The following is a 19,234-nucleotide window of genomic DNA, read 5'->3' on the forward strand; positions in this document are numbered from 1 at the left end:
TATATTGCATATTATACACAAATATAGCTATTAATACGCAATATATTGCATATTTATAAAAATTACTCATTCAGTTTTTCGATTTACTTTTAACAATACCCTATGATACAGAGTTTCTTCGTTCTATTTAATCTATTGCTTATGCTGCCCTTTTTAATATTATTTTCAAAAAAGCCTTTATAATTAGTATCAATTCATTAAATAGTTCAATATAAAATCAACACACTAATTTGGACACCAAAATATACTGTTTTAGATTTCTATAGTTTAAAAGTAAAAAAATGAAACCCCGCAAAGTAAAATTCTTAAAATTAATTTTGAACTATAATTAATACCAAAAAAAAAAAAACTATCATTGTTTTTATTTATGAAAGCTATTTTTTCAACCTAAACTAAATTAGACATAAATTAAATGAAAAACATCAAATTACTTATTTGTACTTTTTGTATTGCAATAATAATTAGTGCTAAAGCTCAAGAAAACCTGCTATTTAAAAATCCAAACTTACCAATTGAAACTCGTGTTAATGACCTTGTTACAAGAATGAGTTTAGATGAAAAAATTAATCAGCTTATGGATTATGCACCTGCAATTGAGCGTCTTGGCATTCCAGAATACAATTGGTGGAACGAATCACTACATGGTGTTGCTCGTGCAGGTTATGCTACGGTGTTTCCGCAATCCATTTCTATTGCTGCCTCATGGAATAAGGACTTAATTTTTAATGTCGCTAATGCCATATCGGATGAAGCCCGAGCAAAACACCATGAATATTTAAGACGTGGCGAACATGGCATGTATCAAGGTCTCACTTTTTGGTCCCCTAACATCAATATTTTTCGCGATCCTCGTTGGGGTCGTGGTCATGAAACCTATGGTGAAGACCCTTATTTAACTGGGCAACTAGGGCTTCAATATGTTAAGGGCTTACAGGGAACCAATGAAAAATATTTAAAAGTTGTTGCTACCGCAAAACACTATGCAGTGCATTCTGGTCCAGAGCCATCGCGCCATGAATTTAACGCAGAAACAAACGATATAGACTTATATGAAACTTATCTTCCTGCTTTTCGAACTTTAGTAAAAGAAGGACATGTGTATTCTGTAATGGGTGCTTATAATCGTTTTCGTGGCGAATCTGCTAGTGCTAGCCCTTTTTTATTTGATATTCTAAGAAACAAATGGGGATTTAATGGATATATAGTTTCCGATTGTGGTGCTGTAGCTGATATTTGGAAATATCACAAAATAACAAACGATGCTGCTAGCGCATCAGCTTTAGCTCTTAAAACTGGATTGGATTTAAATTGCGGTAGCACTTATAAAACCTTAAAAGAAGCTATTGAAAAAAATCTAATTAATGAAAATGATATTGATATTGCCGTTAAACGATTGTTTACAGCACGCTTTAAGTTGGGCATGTTTGATCCTCAAGATATGGTTCCTTACGCACAAATTCCCTATGCCGTAAACAATAATAGTGCTCATAATTGGTTGGCTAGAAAAGCTTCTCAAGAAAGCATTGTCCTTTTAAAGAATAAAAACCAAACCTTACCACTTTCAAAAAAAATAAAGAAAATAGCTGTTATAGGTCCCAATGCGAACGATATCCAATCGTTATGGGGAAACTACAATGGTACTCCTAGCAACCCTGTAACCGTGCTACAAGGCATAAAAAACAAACTAGAACCCAATGCACAAGTGGAATATTCACAAGGAACCGATTTAGCTACTGGAATTCCAGCGATGAATACAATTCCGTCGATTTATTTCGAAACCGTAAATGGTATCCAAGGTTTAACTGGGCAATATTATAACAACCTTGAATGGGAAGGCGAACCTGTTTTTACCCGTATTGATGATAACATCGACTTTAATTGGGATATTGATACGCCAAGTCCTAAACTAAAAATGGGTTACTATAGCATTAAATGGACAGGATATATTATTGCTCCCAAAACTGGTGCTTATCATATTTCAGAATGGTCCAAACCCTTTATGACCGTTGAAATTGAAGGCGGGAAAATATCTGGTGGAAAAAACAAACATCATCCACGAATCCGTTCTCAAGAAATTTCTTTGGAAGCAGGAAAGAAATATAAAATTGAAGTTAAGTACCAAAATTATTATGGTGATTCTACCGCAAAATTGTTGTGGGCAGAACCTCAAGATCATCTCTTAGAAAATGCTATAGCAACAGCAAACCAATCGGATGCTATTGTTTTAGTTTTAGGTTTAAATGAACGCTTGGAAGGCGAAGAAATGAAAGTTGAAGCCGAAGGATTTGTAGGTGGTGATCGTACCAGTCTTGATTTGCCTTTCAACCAACAAAATCTAATGAAAGCCATGATGGATACAGGAAAACCTGTGGTTTTGGTTTTAATAAACGGTAGTGCTCTTTCAATCAACTGGGCAAACGAACATGTGCCAGCCATATTAACTGCTGGCTATCCTGGGCAACAAGGGGGCAATGCTATAGCCGATGTTATTTTTGGCGACTACAATCCTGCTGGCAGACTTCCTGTAACCTATTACAAATCTGTTAACCAACTACCAAATTTTGAAGACTATAATATGAAAGGTAGAACTTACCGATACTTTAGAGAAGAACCGCTTTACCCCTTTGGTTTTGGCTTAAGTTATACTATGTTTAACTATAGTAACCTGCAACTTCCAGATGTAATACAAACGGCAAAAGACATTGAAGTATCTGTTAACGTAACAAATACAGGCAATTGGGATGGCGATGAAGTTGTGCAATTGTATATTACAGACGAAAAAGCCTCTACACCACGTCCAATATGCCAATTAGAAGGTTTTGAACGTGTTCATATCAAAAAAGGAGATACTAAAACTGTTCGCTTTGTACTATCGGCAAGACAATTTTCAATTATTAATAAAAAAGGTAAACGTGTTATAGAACCGGGTTGGTTTTCAATTTCTGTAGGTGGAAGTCAACCTGATGACACTAGAAATACGCAAATAAAACGCCTGAAATATACTGGTAAAACCGTATCTTTAGAAGATTAATAAAAAAAATTAAAGAATCGTAATACATAATTATTTTAGTATTACGGTTCATTTCATTTTGATAGCCTTATATACATTAGATTTTACACCCACTTCATATGCAACAATTATAGTATATTTCTAGTTAAATTATAATTTTAGGTCAACCTTTTAACTATTTGTTATATAAGTCGCTAATTATCTTTAAAAGAAGTTTATTCTGCTTGATTATAAATTAAGTAAAAATGGACATCCAAAATTAATTTACCCAGTTACTTTAAAGTTTTGATTTAAAATATTAGCAGTGATGAGATTCTTTTGTTTACTTTCATTTAATCTAAGTATTTTTCAACCGATACATTGACACCTAATCTAAAACCTAAAGAAATAATTTAAAATTAGAACCTACAAAACAAAAGAAGTAACAAAAATTAATACCCGAAAATCACGGATTAGTTCATAACAAATTTTATTGTTTATAGAATTGTCTTAAATAAATACATTTAATACTTAATTAGCAATTCCCTAGCCCCTTTTAATTCCTTCATATCAATTTGTAATTTCTCATTTTCACCTAAAACAAATTTATTCAGTACATACACAAATCGTTTTGATTTATCATTTTCAACAATCATTGGCGTATTGTATTTATGAATGACTTTTTGTTGCAGTATTTGTAAGGAGGCCTTACGCTTCTTATTACCTTTGACAATTGAAATATCCCAGTAATCAATTTCAAAATCAATCCCCGAATTATTCACTATTTCCATAACCAAATACACTTCATCTTTGTTGTGTACCATTTTTAGTAGTTTTAAAACGATTCCCTTTTTTCTTTTTGATGCAATTGAAGAACTCTTTGTTTTTAATAAATATTCTGAGAACATTTTATAATAATTCTTTTTTGGGTTTTCAGTATTTATTGTATCACTCGGATTTAAAACTTCTATAGTCTTTGGTTTTTCATTACCTATACTTTCGTATTCCTGTATGAAATAATTAAGTTTAGATAAGCTCTTCGAATACTTTAAGATATAGGAATAAACGTTTCCATCACTGGTTATTGCTAATAAATTACTGGTTTCACCAGGATTTGCTTGTAACAATCCAAAGTATTGTTCCTTTTCCCTATTGTAGGTGAATGCAAAATTGTTAGTTCCTGTAATTCCCTGACGTATCGGGTTTGGAAAAAACAGGGCAACATTCATTTGGTCATTGGCGAAAATGGTATCCAAAGCTTGTTGGGCATGTATGCCCATGGACCAAACAATTAATAAATAGGTGATAGTAGTTTTCATAATTATATATTTAATTTCCCTACCGGGTTTTTAAGATTAATTGATAGTTATTTAAGACTGTTGCTTTGATGTGTCTATTATTTCGTTGGAATATTTTTTTTATACCACTAACTTGGGGCATGCCCGCAATATTGATATCCTGAACCACATCATCAACTACTTCGCGTGTGGCATCTGCACGAAAACTATTTTCTATATAAATACCTTCGCTTCCATCCTGTAGATCAAATGCTTTGAGTTTTGTTGGCTGATGGTTGATGTTTTCTATTTCAATGATGACACGATTGGGCTGAAAGCTCACAAAGCCATATACTGGCGTATTTCTTGGTATTTTAACATTGTTAATATTGGTGTCTTTCATCAATCGCATCCGTAATCTATAATTGGTCTTTACGGTTTGCGTACCATCTACAATAACAGGAATCGCCAAGTCATTACCCATAGTTTTAGGCTCTTTGGGATCTGAAGAAAAAAAGAGCTGATGCTCCAATGGCAATTCCTTCATTGAAATAGTAGGTGCTACTTCCAAGATTATGGAATCTGTTTTAGATTCGGTTACTTTTATAGTCTCTCTGGGAATTTTACTTCGGTAGGCACTTTCTGAATAACTGATACGTCCTTCGTTATAAATACTATCCACCATGCGCATCTTTTCCTTGTTCAATAAATCTGGGTCATAAATACCCGTTGAATCTAGCAGGCGCTCGTCATAAATACTGGGCGCATTGGTTTGCCTAACTTCCTTCAGGTCATTAAGCGCATCCAATTTGGAGTCGTACGCCTTCTGCTCATCCTTCAATTTGGGTACTTGTATTTGATTGCTATCCAAGGTTGGCTCTTCACCAGCACCAAGTACAAACATCGCATAGGCTCCAATAAATACGATGATACCCACTAGCATCAATGCAAATACGATTTTTTTCTTTTCTAGTTTCATCTTTAGTTTTTTATTTATTACTCTGTTTTAATTATTTTTTATTCTTCATTTTGAATTTTTCTTAGAGCTTTTTCAAAAAAATTGGTAATCAACAAACCATGGGTGTTATTTGGAAAATGTCTATCCACATGTATCAAGTTTCCTGTTGTTTGTAGTTCATATACATCTATGATGGTTCCGCGGTTCACTTCAAATATGGTCGTGGTTTCAAAACTGTAAGGCTCTTTTGTTATATCTACTTTGGATACAATAGACAACACTTTTTGTACTAATGAATACTGAAGCAACCGATTATAAACACCATCAGATTTTTTCTGTCGGTATAATTCATCAACTGAACTATTACCTAGCCAAAGCGCTTTTTCCAAATGCTTTTCATAATTACTTGCATCGATATGATAAAAATATTTATGGAACAGTTCTATATGAGCCAAAGCTTCTACTTCTAAATTTTCACGTTGTTTAACTAGTTTTAAGGGTATCACACTACCATCCGTATTGACCATAAATGCAGTGTTGATGGTTTCTTTATGTAATTTTATGACCAACACCACAGACACAACACTGATTAATGTTGCACCAATGATGGCTGACAAAACAATAAAACGGTTCAGTTTTAAGATGGTATAAATATTTTTATAAGGTGTTTTTGCTTCCATTTGGCTTTTAGTTTTTTGTTTTCAATCATTGGTTATTTATGAATGTATCTTAGAATCCTTAGGCACTACCAGAGAAGAGTTTGAATGTAAAAGCGGTGGCGCGTCTATATAGCTTGAATTTTAATAAAACAACAAACCCTATTGATCCTAACTGGATTACTGGTGCAAAAAATTGACTGCCCCAATCTGTTCCAAATAAGGTGGACCAAAAATTGGTATTCACTTCGGTATAGAGGGTGTTTATAAATACATTCACCAGAAAAAACGCTGGTACTAACATATACACGGCTGCATATAGCTTAAAGAAATTATAGGCCAACCCCCTAAACTTTTCAAAAACAGCTAGACTAATCACCAAAGGAAAAAATGCTTGCATAATGCCCAATAAAAAGTAGCGTTCTGCCAAAAACAGTGGATAAATAAACAGATCTAATAACCACAGAAACAGTCCTATTATAAAAGCTACGACCTTCAATCCAAACAATGGTGTAACCAATGCTTCATAAAGTAATGCCATAGCTTTACTGGCGGCTTCCAATACACTCACATCCTGTTCCAAATCTACATCTTGCATTTGCAATGGAAGGAGTGCTGGAACCGTATCCCTGTATTGAGCTTCAATAGACACCAATATGGAATCAAATACACCCAATACTTGTGTGGAGAAAATAACCAATATAACTATTGCTAAATTTTTGGCGAGTTCTGCAGGCGTCAATCCCCATGTATAGCCATCATTATTGGCTATACCCTCATTATATTTTTTTAGAATATTAATCAGAAAGAACAGAATAGCCAAGGTTTTCATACCAGTAATCGTGTACTGCGAAAAATCACTGTTCTTAATGGTTGCAAATACTGCATCCACATATTCCAATCCTATGCCTAAAAAAACACCTGCCATGGCTAATAATTGGTTTCTCTATTATTGATTTTATCCTGCATCGTTCTAAATGAAATTATGCTTTTATATAACCTAGTCTTTTGTTCTATGTCTGCAACCATTTGTTTGGACTGTTGTTCTTTTTCTTTTAAAAACATAGCACGCTCCGCATCCGTCATTTTTAGTGTATCACTTGATAAAATTTGCGCTATAAAATCAAGGTCATCCAAAGATTGCTCTATGATGCTATTGAATGATTCTGAAATACGATCCACTTCATCTACTTTGATGTAAGGAGAATTTAGAATATCTCTTAAATCCTTTTGAACCATGTTAAAGAGCTTCTGGTTATTTTTGGTCAATTCTTTGACGGCCTTGAGTTGCTTGATTACATTGTTAACTTTTTCAATGTTCTCCTTTTGCTGTTTTAAAAACTCTACGGATTTTAAAAGCTGTGAGGTTTGTTTTGCTGATTCTACAAGCGATTTTGCTAAACTTATAAAATTGGTATTATCATAAACTGGCATCCCCTGGGCCATCATGTAACCAGATAATGACGTGATTAGGATCAGTGTCATAATAACTGTTTTTATGGTGTTTTTATAATATGCTCCTTGCGCATGTCTAAAATCCTGGAATAAGCTGTGGTTTGTTTTTATAATTTTCATGATGTTTTATTTTAATACTTTTTAAGGTTCTGTATGGGTTAATGATTCTTGTTATTGTTTTTTGATGATGAACTCCTTAATTGCCTGTTCCATGCTTCCATGTTTGTTATAGAGGTTCATAATGATTTCACTTTCGCTACCGTCGGTCAGGTAAGCCGCATACACTTCTTTGGGAACTTCCAATCTGAAGATGTTACTCTCCTTCCCTATTTTGATAAACATTTCGGTGTACTTTCTGGTGCCTACCAAGTTGTTACGTATGGATTTCAGTTGGTTTAAGTCATGGCTCGAAAGATGCAAGCGCTTTTGAAGCTCATCATACCCTTTTTCATTTCGTAGACTATAAATAACCTGAGTGTTTTCCAAAATACTGGCCGATGTGGAATTATTGGGTAACTGGTTGATGGATTGCAAAATGATACCAATCGCACCGTTTTGCTTCCTAATAGCTTGGTAATAGAACTCCACACTTTCCAATACATTTTCAAACTTTAGTTGTTTGGCAAACTCATCAAATAGAATGATGCCTCTTTCGGCTTTGTTTCGCCAAATTGTGCGCTGAATGGCAGATTTAATAAGTTTCAACATCACCGAGAGAATTTCCTTGTTATCCTTAACTTCATCGAGTTCAAAGACTATCAATCGCTTATCTTCTATTTTATAGGTTTGGTCTTCACTAATATTGAACAGAAAACTGTACAATCCTGTTCCCACATATTCTGAAAGGATATGCAGAAAAATTATAGACACTGAAATGTGCTTCTTGGATGTTTAGTGCCGTTATGAGTGTTTCTTTTTCATCATCCACAAATTGATATAGACTTGCCAGTGAATGGGCTTGTCGTGTTTTAGTATAATACCGTAGTAATACTTTTTTCATAGCCACCTGCTCTGCTTTGGTGGTTGTTTTGCCTGAAGCCATAAGCTCCAATAGAAACATTGTCAAATCCTCCAAACGTTCTGGCGTTAAATCGGCATCACTGGAAATATAAAAGGGATTGATGCCTAGATTTTTTCCTTGCTCATATTTTAAAATGATATGGTCTTTGGGATACAACTTGGCAAATTTAGAATAGGATCCTCCCAAATCGATAATGACCAGCCGAACACCATCCTCAAAATATTGCCTTAGAATATTGTTGGCTAAAAAGGATTTCCCCTCGCCCGTTGGAGCAAAAATGGCAAAGTTCCTCGCTTTGATGCGTTTTTTTTGCTCATCCCAAACATCTTTAAGCACTGGAATATTATACTGCCGGTCATTGAATAGAATACCCTTGGCATCGGATCGGTAGTTGGTGTTATTGATATATAGACAGAGGGCATGCTTTAAATCGGTAACATACAAATCCGCATTGGAAAAATTGGAAGCAAAACAACAAAAGCTATTCAGGTAATAGTGCTTCCGCTCTTCGCCTTTGGGATAATAGGGTACAATATCAAGTTCCTTGAACTCTGCTTTTATTTTAGATGCTATTGTATTTAATGCTGTGACTTCATGTGACCAAAAAACAATGTTCAGATGCCCCCGGATGATCCGTGAGGTGTCATCTTCATTAATTTGGTTCACAATGTCCTCGATTTTTTTTAAAACTACTTTGTTCTGTGTCCCGAAATTGGAACTTTTGTTGAGTTCCTCTATTTTCTTCTCCAGTAGTTTTCGCCATTTATGCTTGTCATCTAAATAGATGATTTGATTGATGATATGGTTTTCATTGAGGTTCAATCCCAACCCATCAATAAAGCCTTGGTGGAACACAAAATCATCGGAGGTAAATTTATCATTCGTTTTACTGCTCTGTACGACATCTCCAAAGCAGAGTTCACTATTCACTGCCAAGACATCAAAATGGTTTTCCCCAATTTCAATATTTGATTTTTTGAGCTGAATATCGGTGTCAAAATCCTCATTAAAGCCATTAAAATAAGCTTCTGAAATAGATCGTATTTCAGTCTCAACCATTGGCAACAAAGATACCTTCCGACTGTTATTGATAAATGAAACCGCATCGTTTACGGCTGTAATAAATGCTTGTACGTTTTGATCTAATGCCTTGTATATGCCTTTTTTTATATGTCGAAACGGATTGGTAAACTTGGAGGCATTGAGTGCTTTATTTAATGGTAAAATAAAAAATAGATAGGAACTGTGATTTAGGCATTCCCTCCCTTTAAAATAATTATAGGTAGCTTGTTCCAAAAAGCTTTCATTTGGAATATTATTGGCACGATATGTTGCCTTTTGGTAAATATCCTGTTTATGGATAGCAGTCCCTATTGGTAGGGATTTGAACCCCTGAAACCAAGCGGCATGAATTTCTTCAAAGTCGGACTCGGACAAGGTATACACTTCGGGCAATTCTAGTTTATAACATAATACTACATTGCCGTTATTTGCAAATAAGATATGGTCTTGGATATCCAAAATGGGATGGTATGTTGCAAGATTAATAGCCTTCATAATACAAGTGACTTTGCTTTTTATTACTAATGGATTGTGGAAACACCTTTTTAAAATGCATTAAGGATGGATTTTTTATAAAGTGTGTCAAAACGATATACAACATACCATTGAATAGAAATACCATGATGATGACCAAAAAACTAAAGGAAAAAATGATAACTAATAGTGATCCTATAACGGCGGTCATCATGAGCGCAAACAATGCTATGGGCAGTCCCATAATCGTTGCGCGCTTTCTAATATTTCTATAGATTTTAAAGGTTTTCATTGCTATATTTTATTCATAAATGGTGTATAGCAACTTATACTACGATGCCAATGAGATAGGTAAAGATGCCTACCACGGCTCCAGCTATTAGTACAAATACAAGCACACGTGTGATGCCCTTTTTCAAATCGGCATTCTCCCCAAAGAAATGACCTGCATTAAATAGAAAACCTACCAAGAATATAACCCCCAAAATGATGGGGAAAATGGTTCGAATGGTATCGGAAACATCATTAACAGAATCTTCAATGCCTCCAATCTGTGCAAAAATGGAGGTTGAAACCAGCAGTAATAGCATGGTAAAATAAATTGATTTTTTCATAAGAATTAAAATTTAGGTTTTTAATAGTTTTGATTCTTTAAAATTACAATATATTTGTTTTTAAACTACTGATTATCAATATTTTAGTAAATAATATTATTTGATTTACATTGTAGATAATTGCAACTAAAAGCCATTAAATTTTATGGTTTTAGATGCAAAAAGGATTGATATTTATGAAAACCAATTTGAAAATGAAGCTCAAAAACGTCTTATTTCTTCTAGCGATGCTGAAAATGTGCTTCCTTTTTGGACAAAATTTGGATGCACGAAAAAGAATTGTTATTGATGTGGGGCATGGTGGAAAAGATTCTGGTGCCATTGGCATAAATGGCATCCAGGAAAAGGATGTGGTTTTGTATATTGCCCAGGAAATTATTAGGCTTAATAAAACGATTTTTGATGATAAACTGGATATTTATTTGACCAGATACTCTGATACGTTTATTGCGCTTTCTGATAGAAGTCGATTGGCTAAAGCTTTAATGGCGGATGTGCTTGTGTCTTTGCATTGTAATGCATCTCCATACTATTCTAAAGGTATTGAAGTTTATGTGCATAATTCTGAAAAATTGCATATTAAAGAATCTATTGCTTTGGGAACAACTATTTTAAATGAAAGCACACAAAAGCTGCGGTTTGAAAAACGAGGTTTGAAATCTGCTAATTTTCAGGTATTAAGGGAAACTGTTGGTTTTTGTCCCTCTGTACTTGTTGAAATTGGATTTGTGACGAATATGAATGAGGCTGATTATTTTTTGAAGCTCTCAAATATTAGGGCTATGGCTTTGTCTATTTTAGTTGGAATATATAATTATTTAAAATGATTCATGGAAAATTGTTAATTGAGATTTTTAAGAGTATTAAAGCGATAATTAAAACTACGCTTAAGGAATTTATTCTTTCACTTAAAAAAATGAATTGAAATACTAAATATTAAAAGATTTATACATAATACTCTTTTCTCTTTTTGCAATACCTATGTTATCAGCTTCATTTCCCCATGTTGAGACGACGGTTTTTACTTGAGTTAGTATGGTATCCATTTGGTTATTGTCTAGACGAAAAAAAGCACAGACACTTTTTTGCCAAATCATAATCCAGCACATTGTTATCTGTATCGATATTGAGTGCCAACCCATCTTTGTCTATTGAGGGATTTAAATCGTATACAGGAGACAATACCCATCCTAAGCTTGTTAGAATAAAACCATGATTAAGTAAGTGGTCGTCTGTATTGGAAATAGCATTTACTTTTCTTATCTATCATTTAAATGATTGTTATTTCATACAAATACACTGATTATGATTGAAATAACAATCTTTTTATAGTTTAAGCCTTCTAATAGAAACTTTATTAATAATTTGAATAATGTAAAAGCTATTAAAAATCCTGACGGATTAAAAACAAAAATTCTAGCTAGTATAACCAGAAAAAAATTAACAATGAAATAAGCACTCTTTCAAAATTATTAGAAATGTACACTAAAGCCAAAGTGCTTGATACTGAATATAATTTGAAAGATAAGATAGGTTATATAAATTTAGATACTATGCTTTATGGAAATGCAAAATAAATTTTCATTATATCAATTTACCACCCACCTTTCTACCCACCTAAGGAAGTATATAATTAATTTTCCAATGGCCACCTTTAGCACTACCAACTCTTTCAATAAGACCTAAGTCTTTTAGGGTGTCTAGATTATTATCAATGGCAGTGGCACTTAAGTCAACTTTCTCTTCAAGTTCTCTTTTAGAAATTTTACTGTTTTCATGAATAGCTTTAATAATATTAACTCTATTATCAGTAAGATTACCTACCCACTTATCTACCCACTTATTAAAATCAAAAGGTCTTCTAACAGTTACTGTAAATATTCCTTCAGTATTAAATTCAGGTTCAGTTAAATCAGCTTCAATCATTAAATCTCTCATTCTGCTAATACCTGAACCTATTTGCTCAACCATTCTTATTCTTTCAAATAGACCAAATATTAAAGGATTTCTACTTAAGCTTCTTTTACCAAATTCATTTTTGGGAATACCACTAATTAAACCACCAGGGTTAGAAATCTCAACGCGATCATTAAACACTTCAATGGTAATACGAGCTCCTTTATCATAATAATCTCTATGAGCAAGAGCATTTATTATAGCTTCTTTGAAAACTGTTTCTGGAATTTCCCAAATTTCTTTTCTTGGTTGAGAGCCTTCTCCTTCAATATCATATCGAATATTTAGTTTAGATTTTATCCAAACCATAGCCTGAAGAAACTATCGATATAATGTACCTGACATTGTTTGGTCATCCACAATAAATCGTTTATCAATACCATCAAAAGCGACACAAGGAATGACTGCTTTTTCGAAAAACTGCTCTGGATTTTGAGCAAAAAACAAAGTAGCTCCATTTTTCAGAAACCCTTCATTAGTAATCAACTTTAAATTGTTAAAAACCTGCTCATTTGAAACCGTTGAACTCAAACCTGCCAACTCTTTAAATTGATCAATATTTTTATCAGGAATGTCTTTAACTAAATCAATTTCTTTGCATGGTGCCTCGTCAAAATAAATGCGATCTGCTTGTTGGAAGAAATCCCTCATTTCTTCAACTGTTGTTAGCTTTTGAGAGTTTGGGCCTTGACGCACATAAATTGCTCCAGAAAGCACATAAGGTTTATTTGCACCTGAAGGCACTTCTATTACCACGACATCCTTAGCATCAATCTGTATGGTATAAATTTCACAATGCAATGCTGGTGTTAATTCATTGATAGAATTTTGAAGTGCAGAACGTTTTGCATTATTAAAAGAAACACCTTGAATTACATTATTATCATCAACTCCAATAAAAAGCACACCACCAGAAGCATTAGCAAACGCACAAATTTCTTCGGTAATCTCCTTGACCTTACTTGGAATGCTTTTTTTGAATTCGACATTGTATCCTTCACCAGAAGCAATAAGTGATTTTATTTCAGTGCTATTTAACATAAATTAGTTGATTATTAAGTGTAACAAAGCTATTCAAATTGTTTTGTTTTTAGATCCTTATATTCCAATTTTGTCGGTGTTATGTCGGTGTTATGATTTATTTTCTCTTATCATAACTTTCACTATCAAACGCAATCAAATTAAATAACTCCCGCATCCGGGAACGTACACGATTCCCATATCTCTCCTCCAATTCCTGTGCGTTTAGGTTGGATGTAGCATGCGTTTTAACCTTTTGTTCTAAAAATAATTCATAACGTGACAACAGGATTTCACCCATAACATTACAATCCTTTCCATAGTGCCTTCCTATAGGTTCGACCCCCAAATCATCAAAACAAAAGTAGTTGGTGCTGCCATAATCTTCGATTGTCTTATACCCCACATGATTAAAGCCAAACACAATATTTCTGCTTGGAATCAATTTGTAAGCTTTTTGATGTGGCACAATATGCCTAAGCAGTTTCATCAAACTTGTTTTACCACAGCCAACAGGACCAGTTAAAAGAATGCCCTTATGAATGTCAATATCCAACTTTTTACAGTTAGCTTCGTCCTTTATGAAATAATTACATAACTTAAACAGGACATCCCTATCTTCAATTACTATTTTAAAACCAGTTCCAAAAAGTAACTTTCCTTTTGCATTCAAATAAGTAAGAATTTCATTAAAATCATAAACGATTTCATTGCCCTTAAGTTCCCCTAACTTATACTCCTTAGAGCCCTCCAAGATAATATGTGGACTTTTGGTATTCATAAAGGCTCATTGTAATTTTTATCAGTACTTGTCCTCAGGTTGTCCTGATATGGGACATCTCTATTTTGTTTATCCTCTTTTTCAGAATTTTTGGAAATTAAATTTTTTATATTTTCCGGTTTGTTTAAGTTTTTATTGTTTTCTTTAGTTTGTATATGTTTGTTTATACGTACCAGTGCTTGTCCACTGCTTGTATCTATATTGGTACGACTTTGGTACAGAGCTTGTCCAGTACTTGTCCCAAAATCGAACATCTTGATTCTGCTTCCTTTAAACGGATTATGCGAAGGTGTGTATAGAATGTAGCTCCAATGGCTCAATTCCTTGATGCAACGATGGTAGGTGCTCTTCGATCCAATCTTGGAGAACGACATGATTTCCTCGCGATTGATATAAAATTCAGCCTTAAAATAATTGGTATTCCAAAATTGAAACAAAGCGATATATAGACTGATATGGGTTGGATTTAGTCTACCATCTATCGAAAATTGCAAAAACACCGCATTAAGATGCTTGATATAATTGATATTTTCCAAAACGGGTTCAGAATTTATTAAGAATCTTGTTCTTTTCAAAAACCTTAACAATCTCCTGATAATCATAATAAAGCACGCCTCCAATTTTGGTGTATGGCAAAGTGCCATTGATGCGTAGATTTTGCAAAGTTCCTGGGGAGATTCCCAAAAGATCGCGAACCTCTGGTGATTTTAACCATTTCTTGGCCACTTGACCAGACTGGTTGTTCAGTAGTTTTTTAATATCATCGAGGAGTTCCATTTTAAATTCCTGAAGATCTTCCGTGGTAATAATTGTTGCTGCCATGTGCTTTTTGTTTAAAAAAACAAAGCCGTCTTTATCATAATCCCTTATAAAATAATGTTTAGACGACTTTGCTTCGATTTGACTTTCGTATGGCAAAATTGGGTAACTATTTCCTAGGTTTTTCAATAGTTGTTCCCAAGGTGGGTGATTTTTTTATCATTTTTTTTAACCGATTTTGTTACAGCTTTTTTAACAATATCATATATTTTATGCTGAATAATATGGTGTTATTTTCATTTTAAAAGAGACCAAGGTGGGTTCAACTTGGTATTATTCATCAGCTTTATCAAACCGTCTGTTCAACCCTTCTATTAACTGTTCCATAAACTTTGTTTTATTACTTTTTCTACCACGTATCTCAATAAACGTATGATAGTAATTGCCTAGGTCTTTATTAAACAGTTGTTCAAACATGGAGGCTATTTCTTTTATATCTGCGGTACCACTATTTATAGCACCACTGCTGTGCAACGCATAAATAAGTTCTACTAAATCTATATTATTACCTGTCCAGAAGAGTTTTGATGTTTGTTTCATAGGGGCTGTTTTAGGGGAATCTGCATCCATTACCAATTTTTCGATCTCTTGTTGTAAGTATACTATGAGCATATCAAACGCCATGATGGTTGCCACCGTGCTGTCTTGGCAAGTAGAAAACTGTTCATCAACAAAAAAATGAAACGACTCTGTTGGAGAACGCAAATCAGATTGTCCTCTAACAAAATATAGTTCATCCAAAGTGCTTGCACCACGACGGTAATAATGATAAAACTCCAAATTATCATTAAAATACAATTGCAGTTTATCTATCTGCATGTTCAAGTATTTGACTTGGTATTTTATACTGCTTCTTGGGCGTTTACTTTCAATATTAAATAGTTTAACGTAGTAAATGAGTTTGCTTAATATTTGAGGCTTGATATGCTTAAAAAAGAATATTTCTTCCTGGGTGGTTTGAAACCCCTTAAGCACGACTTCCCGCCGCAACTGTTTTATGCATTTTTCGGTGTGGTTAATACCTGTTTCCGCTTTATATAAAATGTCGTCTTGCCGTAATTCCAAAGTTTCTAACTTCGCCTCAAAATCGGATAGTAATTCTTGGTATTCCATACATATGCATATCCCTCAATATTTTGATTATGTTAACGATGTCCTTCTAATATACCCATGAGTTCGAGGGTATAGTTATCTGATGTTTGTATGTATGCAAACCTTTCTTCAACCACAGCTCCTAATTTACGCTTCTCAAAGCTAGCTGTCATTCCCAAATCTATCTGTCGAAAATTTAAGAACACTGCACGTTTTATGGTTTGATATAATAATTGCCGATACGTATAATACTTAGTTAAATAATCGTAATCCATCCCTACAAATGCAGGAACATAGGTGTGAGTACCATTTTTATAACATAGCATTACCCCGATTATGAAATTTGGTGTTTCTCGGATTCGAATCGTTATAAATTCCCAATTGGGATGGTTGGACATGGCTTCAAAGAGTTTATCAGGGAACGAAAAGGTATTTAATCCCAGATTGTTTTGATGTACATTGTTATATAGTTGCTTTACCTGAATTTGTGCTTCAGCACTAATGGTCTGCAAAATCTCTATTTGCAACACGCTTTCAAAAGCTTGTATTTCTTTTCTAAGATGCTGTCTGTTTCTAGAAGATAGTTTGTTACAGTAGGCTTCAATAGTTTCATTCGTATCTAGATTAATTTTACAACTATCTGGCATTTGTACACGAACAAATCCTTGACCTTGAAAATAATGATGTAAAGGATTTTTTGCTGCAAAATCGCGAAGCACTACCATTTTTGCATGATGTTCCCTTTCAAGCGACTCTATAGATTCCATCATGGCATTTAAAGCTTCTTGTTTTATGGGATGCGCATCATTTACATAGAGATGTTTACCTTCCGTAAATAGGGTTCCCATACTCAAAACCTCAGAGGTCAGATAGTAAGGATTTGTTTTACGCTGGTATTCAATAGCTTGAGAAGCGCTAACATCAGTCAACATATCATCCTTCCATAGCCCAAGCGTGAAGAATGTCGCTAAAATGGGGCTTTGGTTTTGATCATAAATGATTAAATACCAAAACCTCCAATTATGCTCTTTCAACATATTTTCTTTGAATGTTTCTTCAAGAAATTTGAGCCCTTCCCAATCAAAAACACCTTGTTTACCAACACAGGTATTCCATATATTTTTCTCAACTTTTAAAATTGAATCTTCTAATTGAATGCTAAGGTTTTGTTGTACGTTAATTTCCTTAGATTCTTTTACATCCATTTTAAATGCATGATAAATACGTTGTGCATTTGTCCATGTAGCTTCCAAAGCTTTGGAAAAATGATAGACCATGGCCTCTACCAACGCCTTGATTTCCTTTTTTTGATTATGCCTGGATATGGTAATACGGACTCCTGTATTTTTTACGGGCACAGCTGGAAATATACCCAGATTCACATAAAATCCTTCCTTCATTAGGCGATTAACAAAATTATAACCTGTTTTGGGCATACCCGTTCCAATAAAGAATACTGGTGAGATATTCTTTTCAATAAGTGGAAGATTCGTTTGCTCTAAAAGTGCATTAAAATAGTGTACGCGTGTTCTCAAATCATTTTGAAGTTCATATATTTCAGGTGATAAATGAATATCGGCAGAGGCAATAGCTGCTGCCACTGAAGCAGGTTCTAATTGTGCTGAAAAGGTCAAAGGCCCTCCGAATGTCTTTATCTCTTGGTACATCTTTTTATTGGAACACACTAATACAGCACCACTAGCACCAAATGTTTTACTCAAAGTTCCAAATAACAATACGTTTTCTGACAAATCTCCTAGTTCACTAAGGGCATATCCTGTACCATTTTTGCCTATCCAACTCATACCATGTACATCATCTATATAAAGATGTAATTGGGGATATTTTAATGCTAATGTTTTTAAATCTTGAACTGGGGAAAAATCACCATACATTGAATAGATGCCGTCAGCCATATACCAAATCTTTTTTCGTGAATCAGAAAGCGATTTTATCTTATCTTCTAACATATTTAAATCATTATGCCGGATCATATCTATTGGTACACTTCTATTCTTTAATACTTTGGCGGCACTTTGTACACTCCAATGAACCTGATGGTCTAATATGATGGCGTCACGATCATTAACAGCATTGGGAATCACGCCCATATGCCCCAAGGTGCTATTCTTGGTAATAATGATGGGGTTTTGGTACATTGCTGTCACTTTCTCTTCCAATGCTTTGTATAAAGGATTCGAAATGTATGATTTGGATAACGGGAACTGTGTACCATATTTTTTAATGGCTTCGATAGCTGCTGCTTTCAATCTTGTATCTTGTTCCAAGCCTAAATAACCCGTCGTTCCAAAATGAAATAACTGTTGGTTTTTAACCCCAATGGTTCGCCCTGTAAAGGTTTCTCCTTCTGCATATAAGTGCATTATACCTGCTTCTTTGGCATCTGTAAATACCTCATGTACCGTGTCTAAAAAATTGTTGTGTTTGATTTTTGCCATTTGGTTGATTTTTTAAAAGTCATTTAATTTAACGTCATTTGCAGGACTTTGACGCATTTTTTTCCTACAAAATCCTTTTCAGTCAACTATTAATCCTTTTCAGACAAACAAATCACCTCATTTTAAGCACCTTATCGATTAACAAACAAACAAAGTGTTGATTATTTTGTAAGTTTATAATGAAAAACCAGTTTTCTAGACCATGCGAAATTATTTTGAGAATGACTATACCTCGTATAGATTTCATGATGATGTGCTACACATCATTTACCACCAAGGCGTCTGTATTGATTTAAATGCCGCCGTACAAATTGTTAAAGATCGCTTGCTCTTACAAGAAGGCGTATCTTTACCTATTCTTTGTGATATAAGAGGTATTAAGGAAATTAATAAATCCGCAAGAGCCTATTTAGCTATGGAAGGTTCAACACTTATAAAGGCTGTTGCCGTTATTGTAGAAGCCCCCGTTTCTGAAATGATGTCTGAATTTTATATCCGTACAAGCAACCCCAGCATTCCAACACAATCCTTTGAAAACCTAGACGATGCCATGGTATTTCTAAGGAACTTTATGGCATAATCCTCTTATTAGAATTAGCAC

Annotated in this window: 16 protein-coding genes and 1 pseudogene; 3 read left to right on the forward strand and 14 right to left on the reverse strand. The window is 34.1% G+C overall.

Going from position 1 to position 19,234, the window contains the following annotated elements:
* Positions 1–412 precede the first annotated feature (412 nt).
* Complete coding sequence (locus ACFQ1R_RS13510; RefSeq protein WP_379926804.1) at positions 413–3,031, forward strand: glycoside hydrolase family 3 protein; 2,619 nt, start codon at positions 413–415, stop codon at positions 3,029–3,031.
* A 482-nt stretch (positions 3,032–3,513) separates the two neighbouring features.
* On the opposite strand, the gene ACFQ1R_RS13515 is transcribed toward ACFQ1R_RS13510, so the two are convergent.
* The 7 genes and pseudogenes from ACFQ1R_RS13515 to ACFQ1R_RS13545 all read right to left on the reverse strand — a co-directional run bounded on the left by ACFQ1R_RS13515 (position 3,514) and on the right by ACFQ1R_RS13545 (position 10,506).
* Positions 3,514–4,308 carry a DUF4138 domain-containing protein gene (locus ACFQ1R_RS13515; protein WP_379926805.1) on the reverse strand — a complete coding sequence of 265 codons (795 nt, stop codon included), beginning with the start codon at positions 4,306–4,308 and terminating at the stop codon, positions 3,514–3,516.
* A gap of 19 nt (positions 4,309–4,327) precedes the next feature.
* Positions 4,328–5,245 (reverse strand): conjugative transposon protein TraM, encoded by a 918-nt coding sequence (gene traM, locus ACFQ1R_RS13520; protein ID WP_379926806.1) that lies wholly within the window; start codon positions 5,243–5,245, stop codon positions 4,328–4,330.
* 38 nt (positions 5,246–5,283) lie between these two features.
* Positions 5,284–5,904 carry a conjugal transfer protein TraK gene (locus ACFQ1R_RS13525; RefSeq protein WP_379926807.1) on the reverse strand — a complete coding sequence of 207 codons (621 nt, stop codon included), beginning with the start codon at positions 5,902–5,904 and terminating at the stop codon, positions 5,284–5,286.
* A gap of 58 nt (positions 5,905–5,962) precedes the next feature.
* Positions 5,963–6,808, reverse strand: coding sequence for a hypothetical protein (locus tag ACFQ1R_RS13530; RefSeq protein ID WP_379926808.1), 846 nt, complete (start codon positions 6,806–6,808; stop codon positions 5,963–5,965).
* Positions 6,809–6,810: 2 nt separating this feature from the next.
* A complete protein-coding gene (locus ACFQ1R_RS13535; RefSeq protein WP_379927246.1) occupies positions 6,811–7,365 on the reverse strand; it encodes a conjugal transfer protein in 555 nt (184 codons plus the stop codon).
* Between the two features lie 141 nt (positions 7,366–7,506).
* Positions 7,507–9,913: pseudogene (locus tag ACFQ1R_RS13540) on the reverse strand (TraG family conjugative transposon ATPase).
* 305 nt (positions 9,914–10,218) lie between these two features.
* Positions 10,219–10,506: a hypothetical protein gene (locus tag ACFQ1R_RS13545; RefSeq protein ID WP_379926809.1), complete on the reverse strand. Its 288-nt coding sequence runs from the start codon at positions 10,504–10,506 to the stop codon at positions 10,219–10,221.
* Between the two features lie 194 nt (positions 10,507–10,700).
* Between ACFQ1R_RS13545 and ACFQ1R_RS13550 the strand changes: the two genes are divergently transcribed.
* The gene (locus tag ACFQ1R_RS13550; RefSeq protein WP_379926810.1) at positions 10,701–11,333 is read left to right on the forward strand and encodes an N-acetylmuramoyl-L-alanine amidase family protein; all 633 of its coding nucleotides are present in this window, start codon (positions 10,701–10,703) and stop codon (positions 11,331–11,333) included.
* A 223-nt stretch (positions 11,334–11,556) separates the two neighbouring features.
* Here ACFQ1R_RS13550 and ACFQ1R_RS13555 read toward each other — a convergent pair whose 3' ends face one another.
* The 7 genes from ACFQ1R_RS13555 to ACFQ1R_RS13585 form a co-directional block, all read right to left on the reverse strand.
* On the reverse strand, positions 11,557–11,769 hold the full coding sequence (locus ACFQ1R_RS13555; protein WP_379927247.1) for a HipA domain-containing protein: 213 nt from the start codon (positions 11,767–11,769) through the stop codon (positions 11,557–11,559).
* A gap of 354 nt (positions 11,770–12,123) precedes the next feature.
* A complete protein-coding gene (locus ACFQ1R_RS13560; protein ID WP_379926811.1) occupies positions 12,124–12,771 on the reverse strand; it encodes an ATP-binding protein in 648 nt (215 codons plus the stop codon).
* A gap of 12 nt (positions 12,772–12,783) precedes the next feature.
* Complete coding sequence (locus tag ACFQ1R_RS13565) at positions 12,784–13,503, reverse strand: AlbA family DNA-binding domain-containing protein (RefSeq protein WP_379926812.1); 720 nt, start codon at positions 13,501–13,503, stop codon at positions 12,784–12,786.
* A 97-nt stretch (positions 13,504–13,600) separates the two neighbouring features.
* Positions 13,601–14,263 carry an ATPase gene (locus ACFQ1R_RS13570; RefSeq protein WP_379926813.1) on the reverse strand — a complete coding sequence of 221 codons (663 nt, stop codon included), beginning with the start codon at positions 14,261–14,263 and terminating at the stop codon, positions 13,601–13,603.
* A 543-nt stretch (positions 14,264–14,806) separates the two neighbouring features.
* A complete protein-coding gene (locus ACFQ1R_RS13575; protein WP_379926814.1) occupies positions 14,807–15,085 on the reverse strand; it encodes a helix-turn-helix domain-containing protein in 279 nt (92 codons plus the stop codon).
* A gap of 270 nt (positions 15,086–15,355) precedes the next feature.
* Positions 15,356–16,195: an RteC domain-containing protein gene (locus ACFQ1R_RS13580; protein WP_379926815.1), complete on the reverse strand. Its 840-nt coding sequence runs from the start codon at positions 16,193–16,195 to the stop codon at positions 15,356–15,358.
* A gap of 32 nt (positions 16,196–16,227) precedes the next feature.
* Positions 16,228–18,633, reverse strand: a complete 2,406-nt coding sequence (locus ACFQ1R_RS13585) for an aminotransferase class I/II-fold pyridoxal phosphate-dependent enzyme (protein WP_379926816.1) — start codon at positions 18,631–18,633, stop codon at positions 16,228–16,230.
* Between the two features lie 202 nt (positions 18,634–18,835).
* On the opposite strand from ACFQ1R_RS13585, the gene ACFQ1R_RS13590 reads away from it, so the two are divergent.
* On the forward strand, positions 18,836–19,213 hold the full coding sequence (locus ACFQ1R_RS13590; RefSeq protein ID WP_379926817.1) for a DUF7793 family protein: 378 nt from the start codon (positions 18,836–18,838) through the stop codon (positions 19,211–19,213).
* Positions 19,214–19,234: the final 21 nt, after the last annotated feature.

Source organism: Mariniflexile jejuense, assembly GCF_042675665.1.
Taxonomy (GTDB): domain Bacteria; phylum Bacteroidota; class Bacteroidia; order Flavobacteriales; family Flavobacteriaceae; genus Mariniflexile; species Mariniflexile jejuense.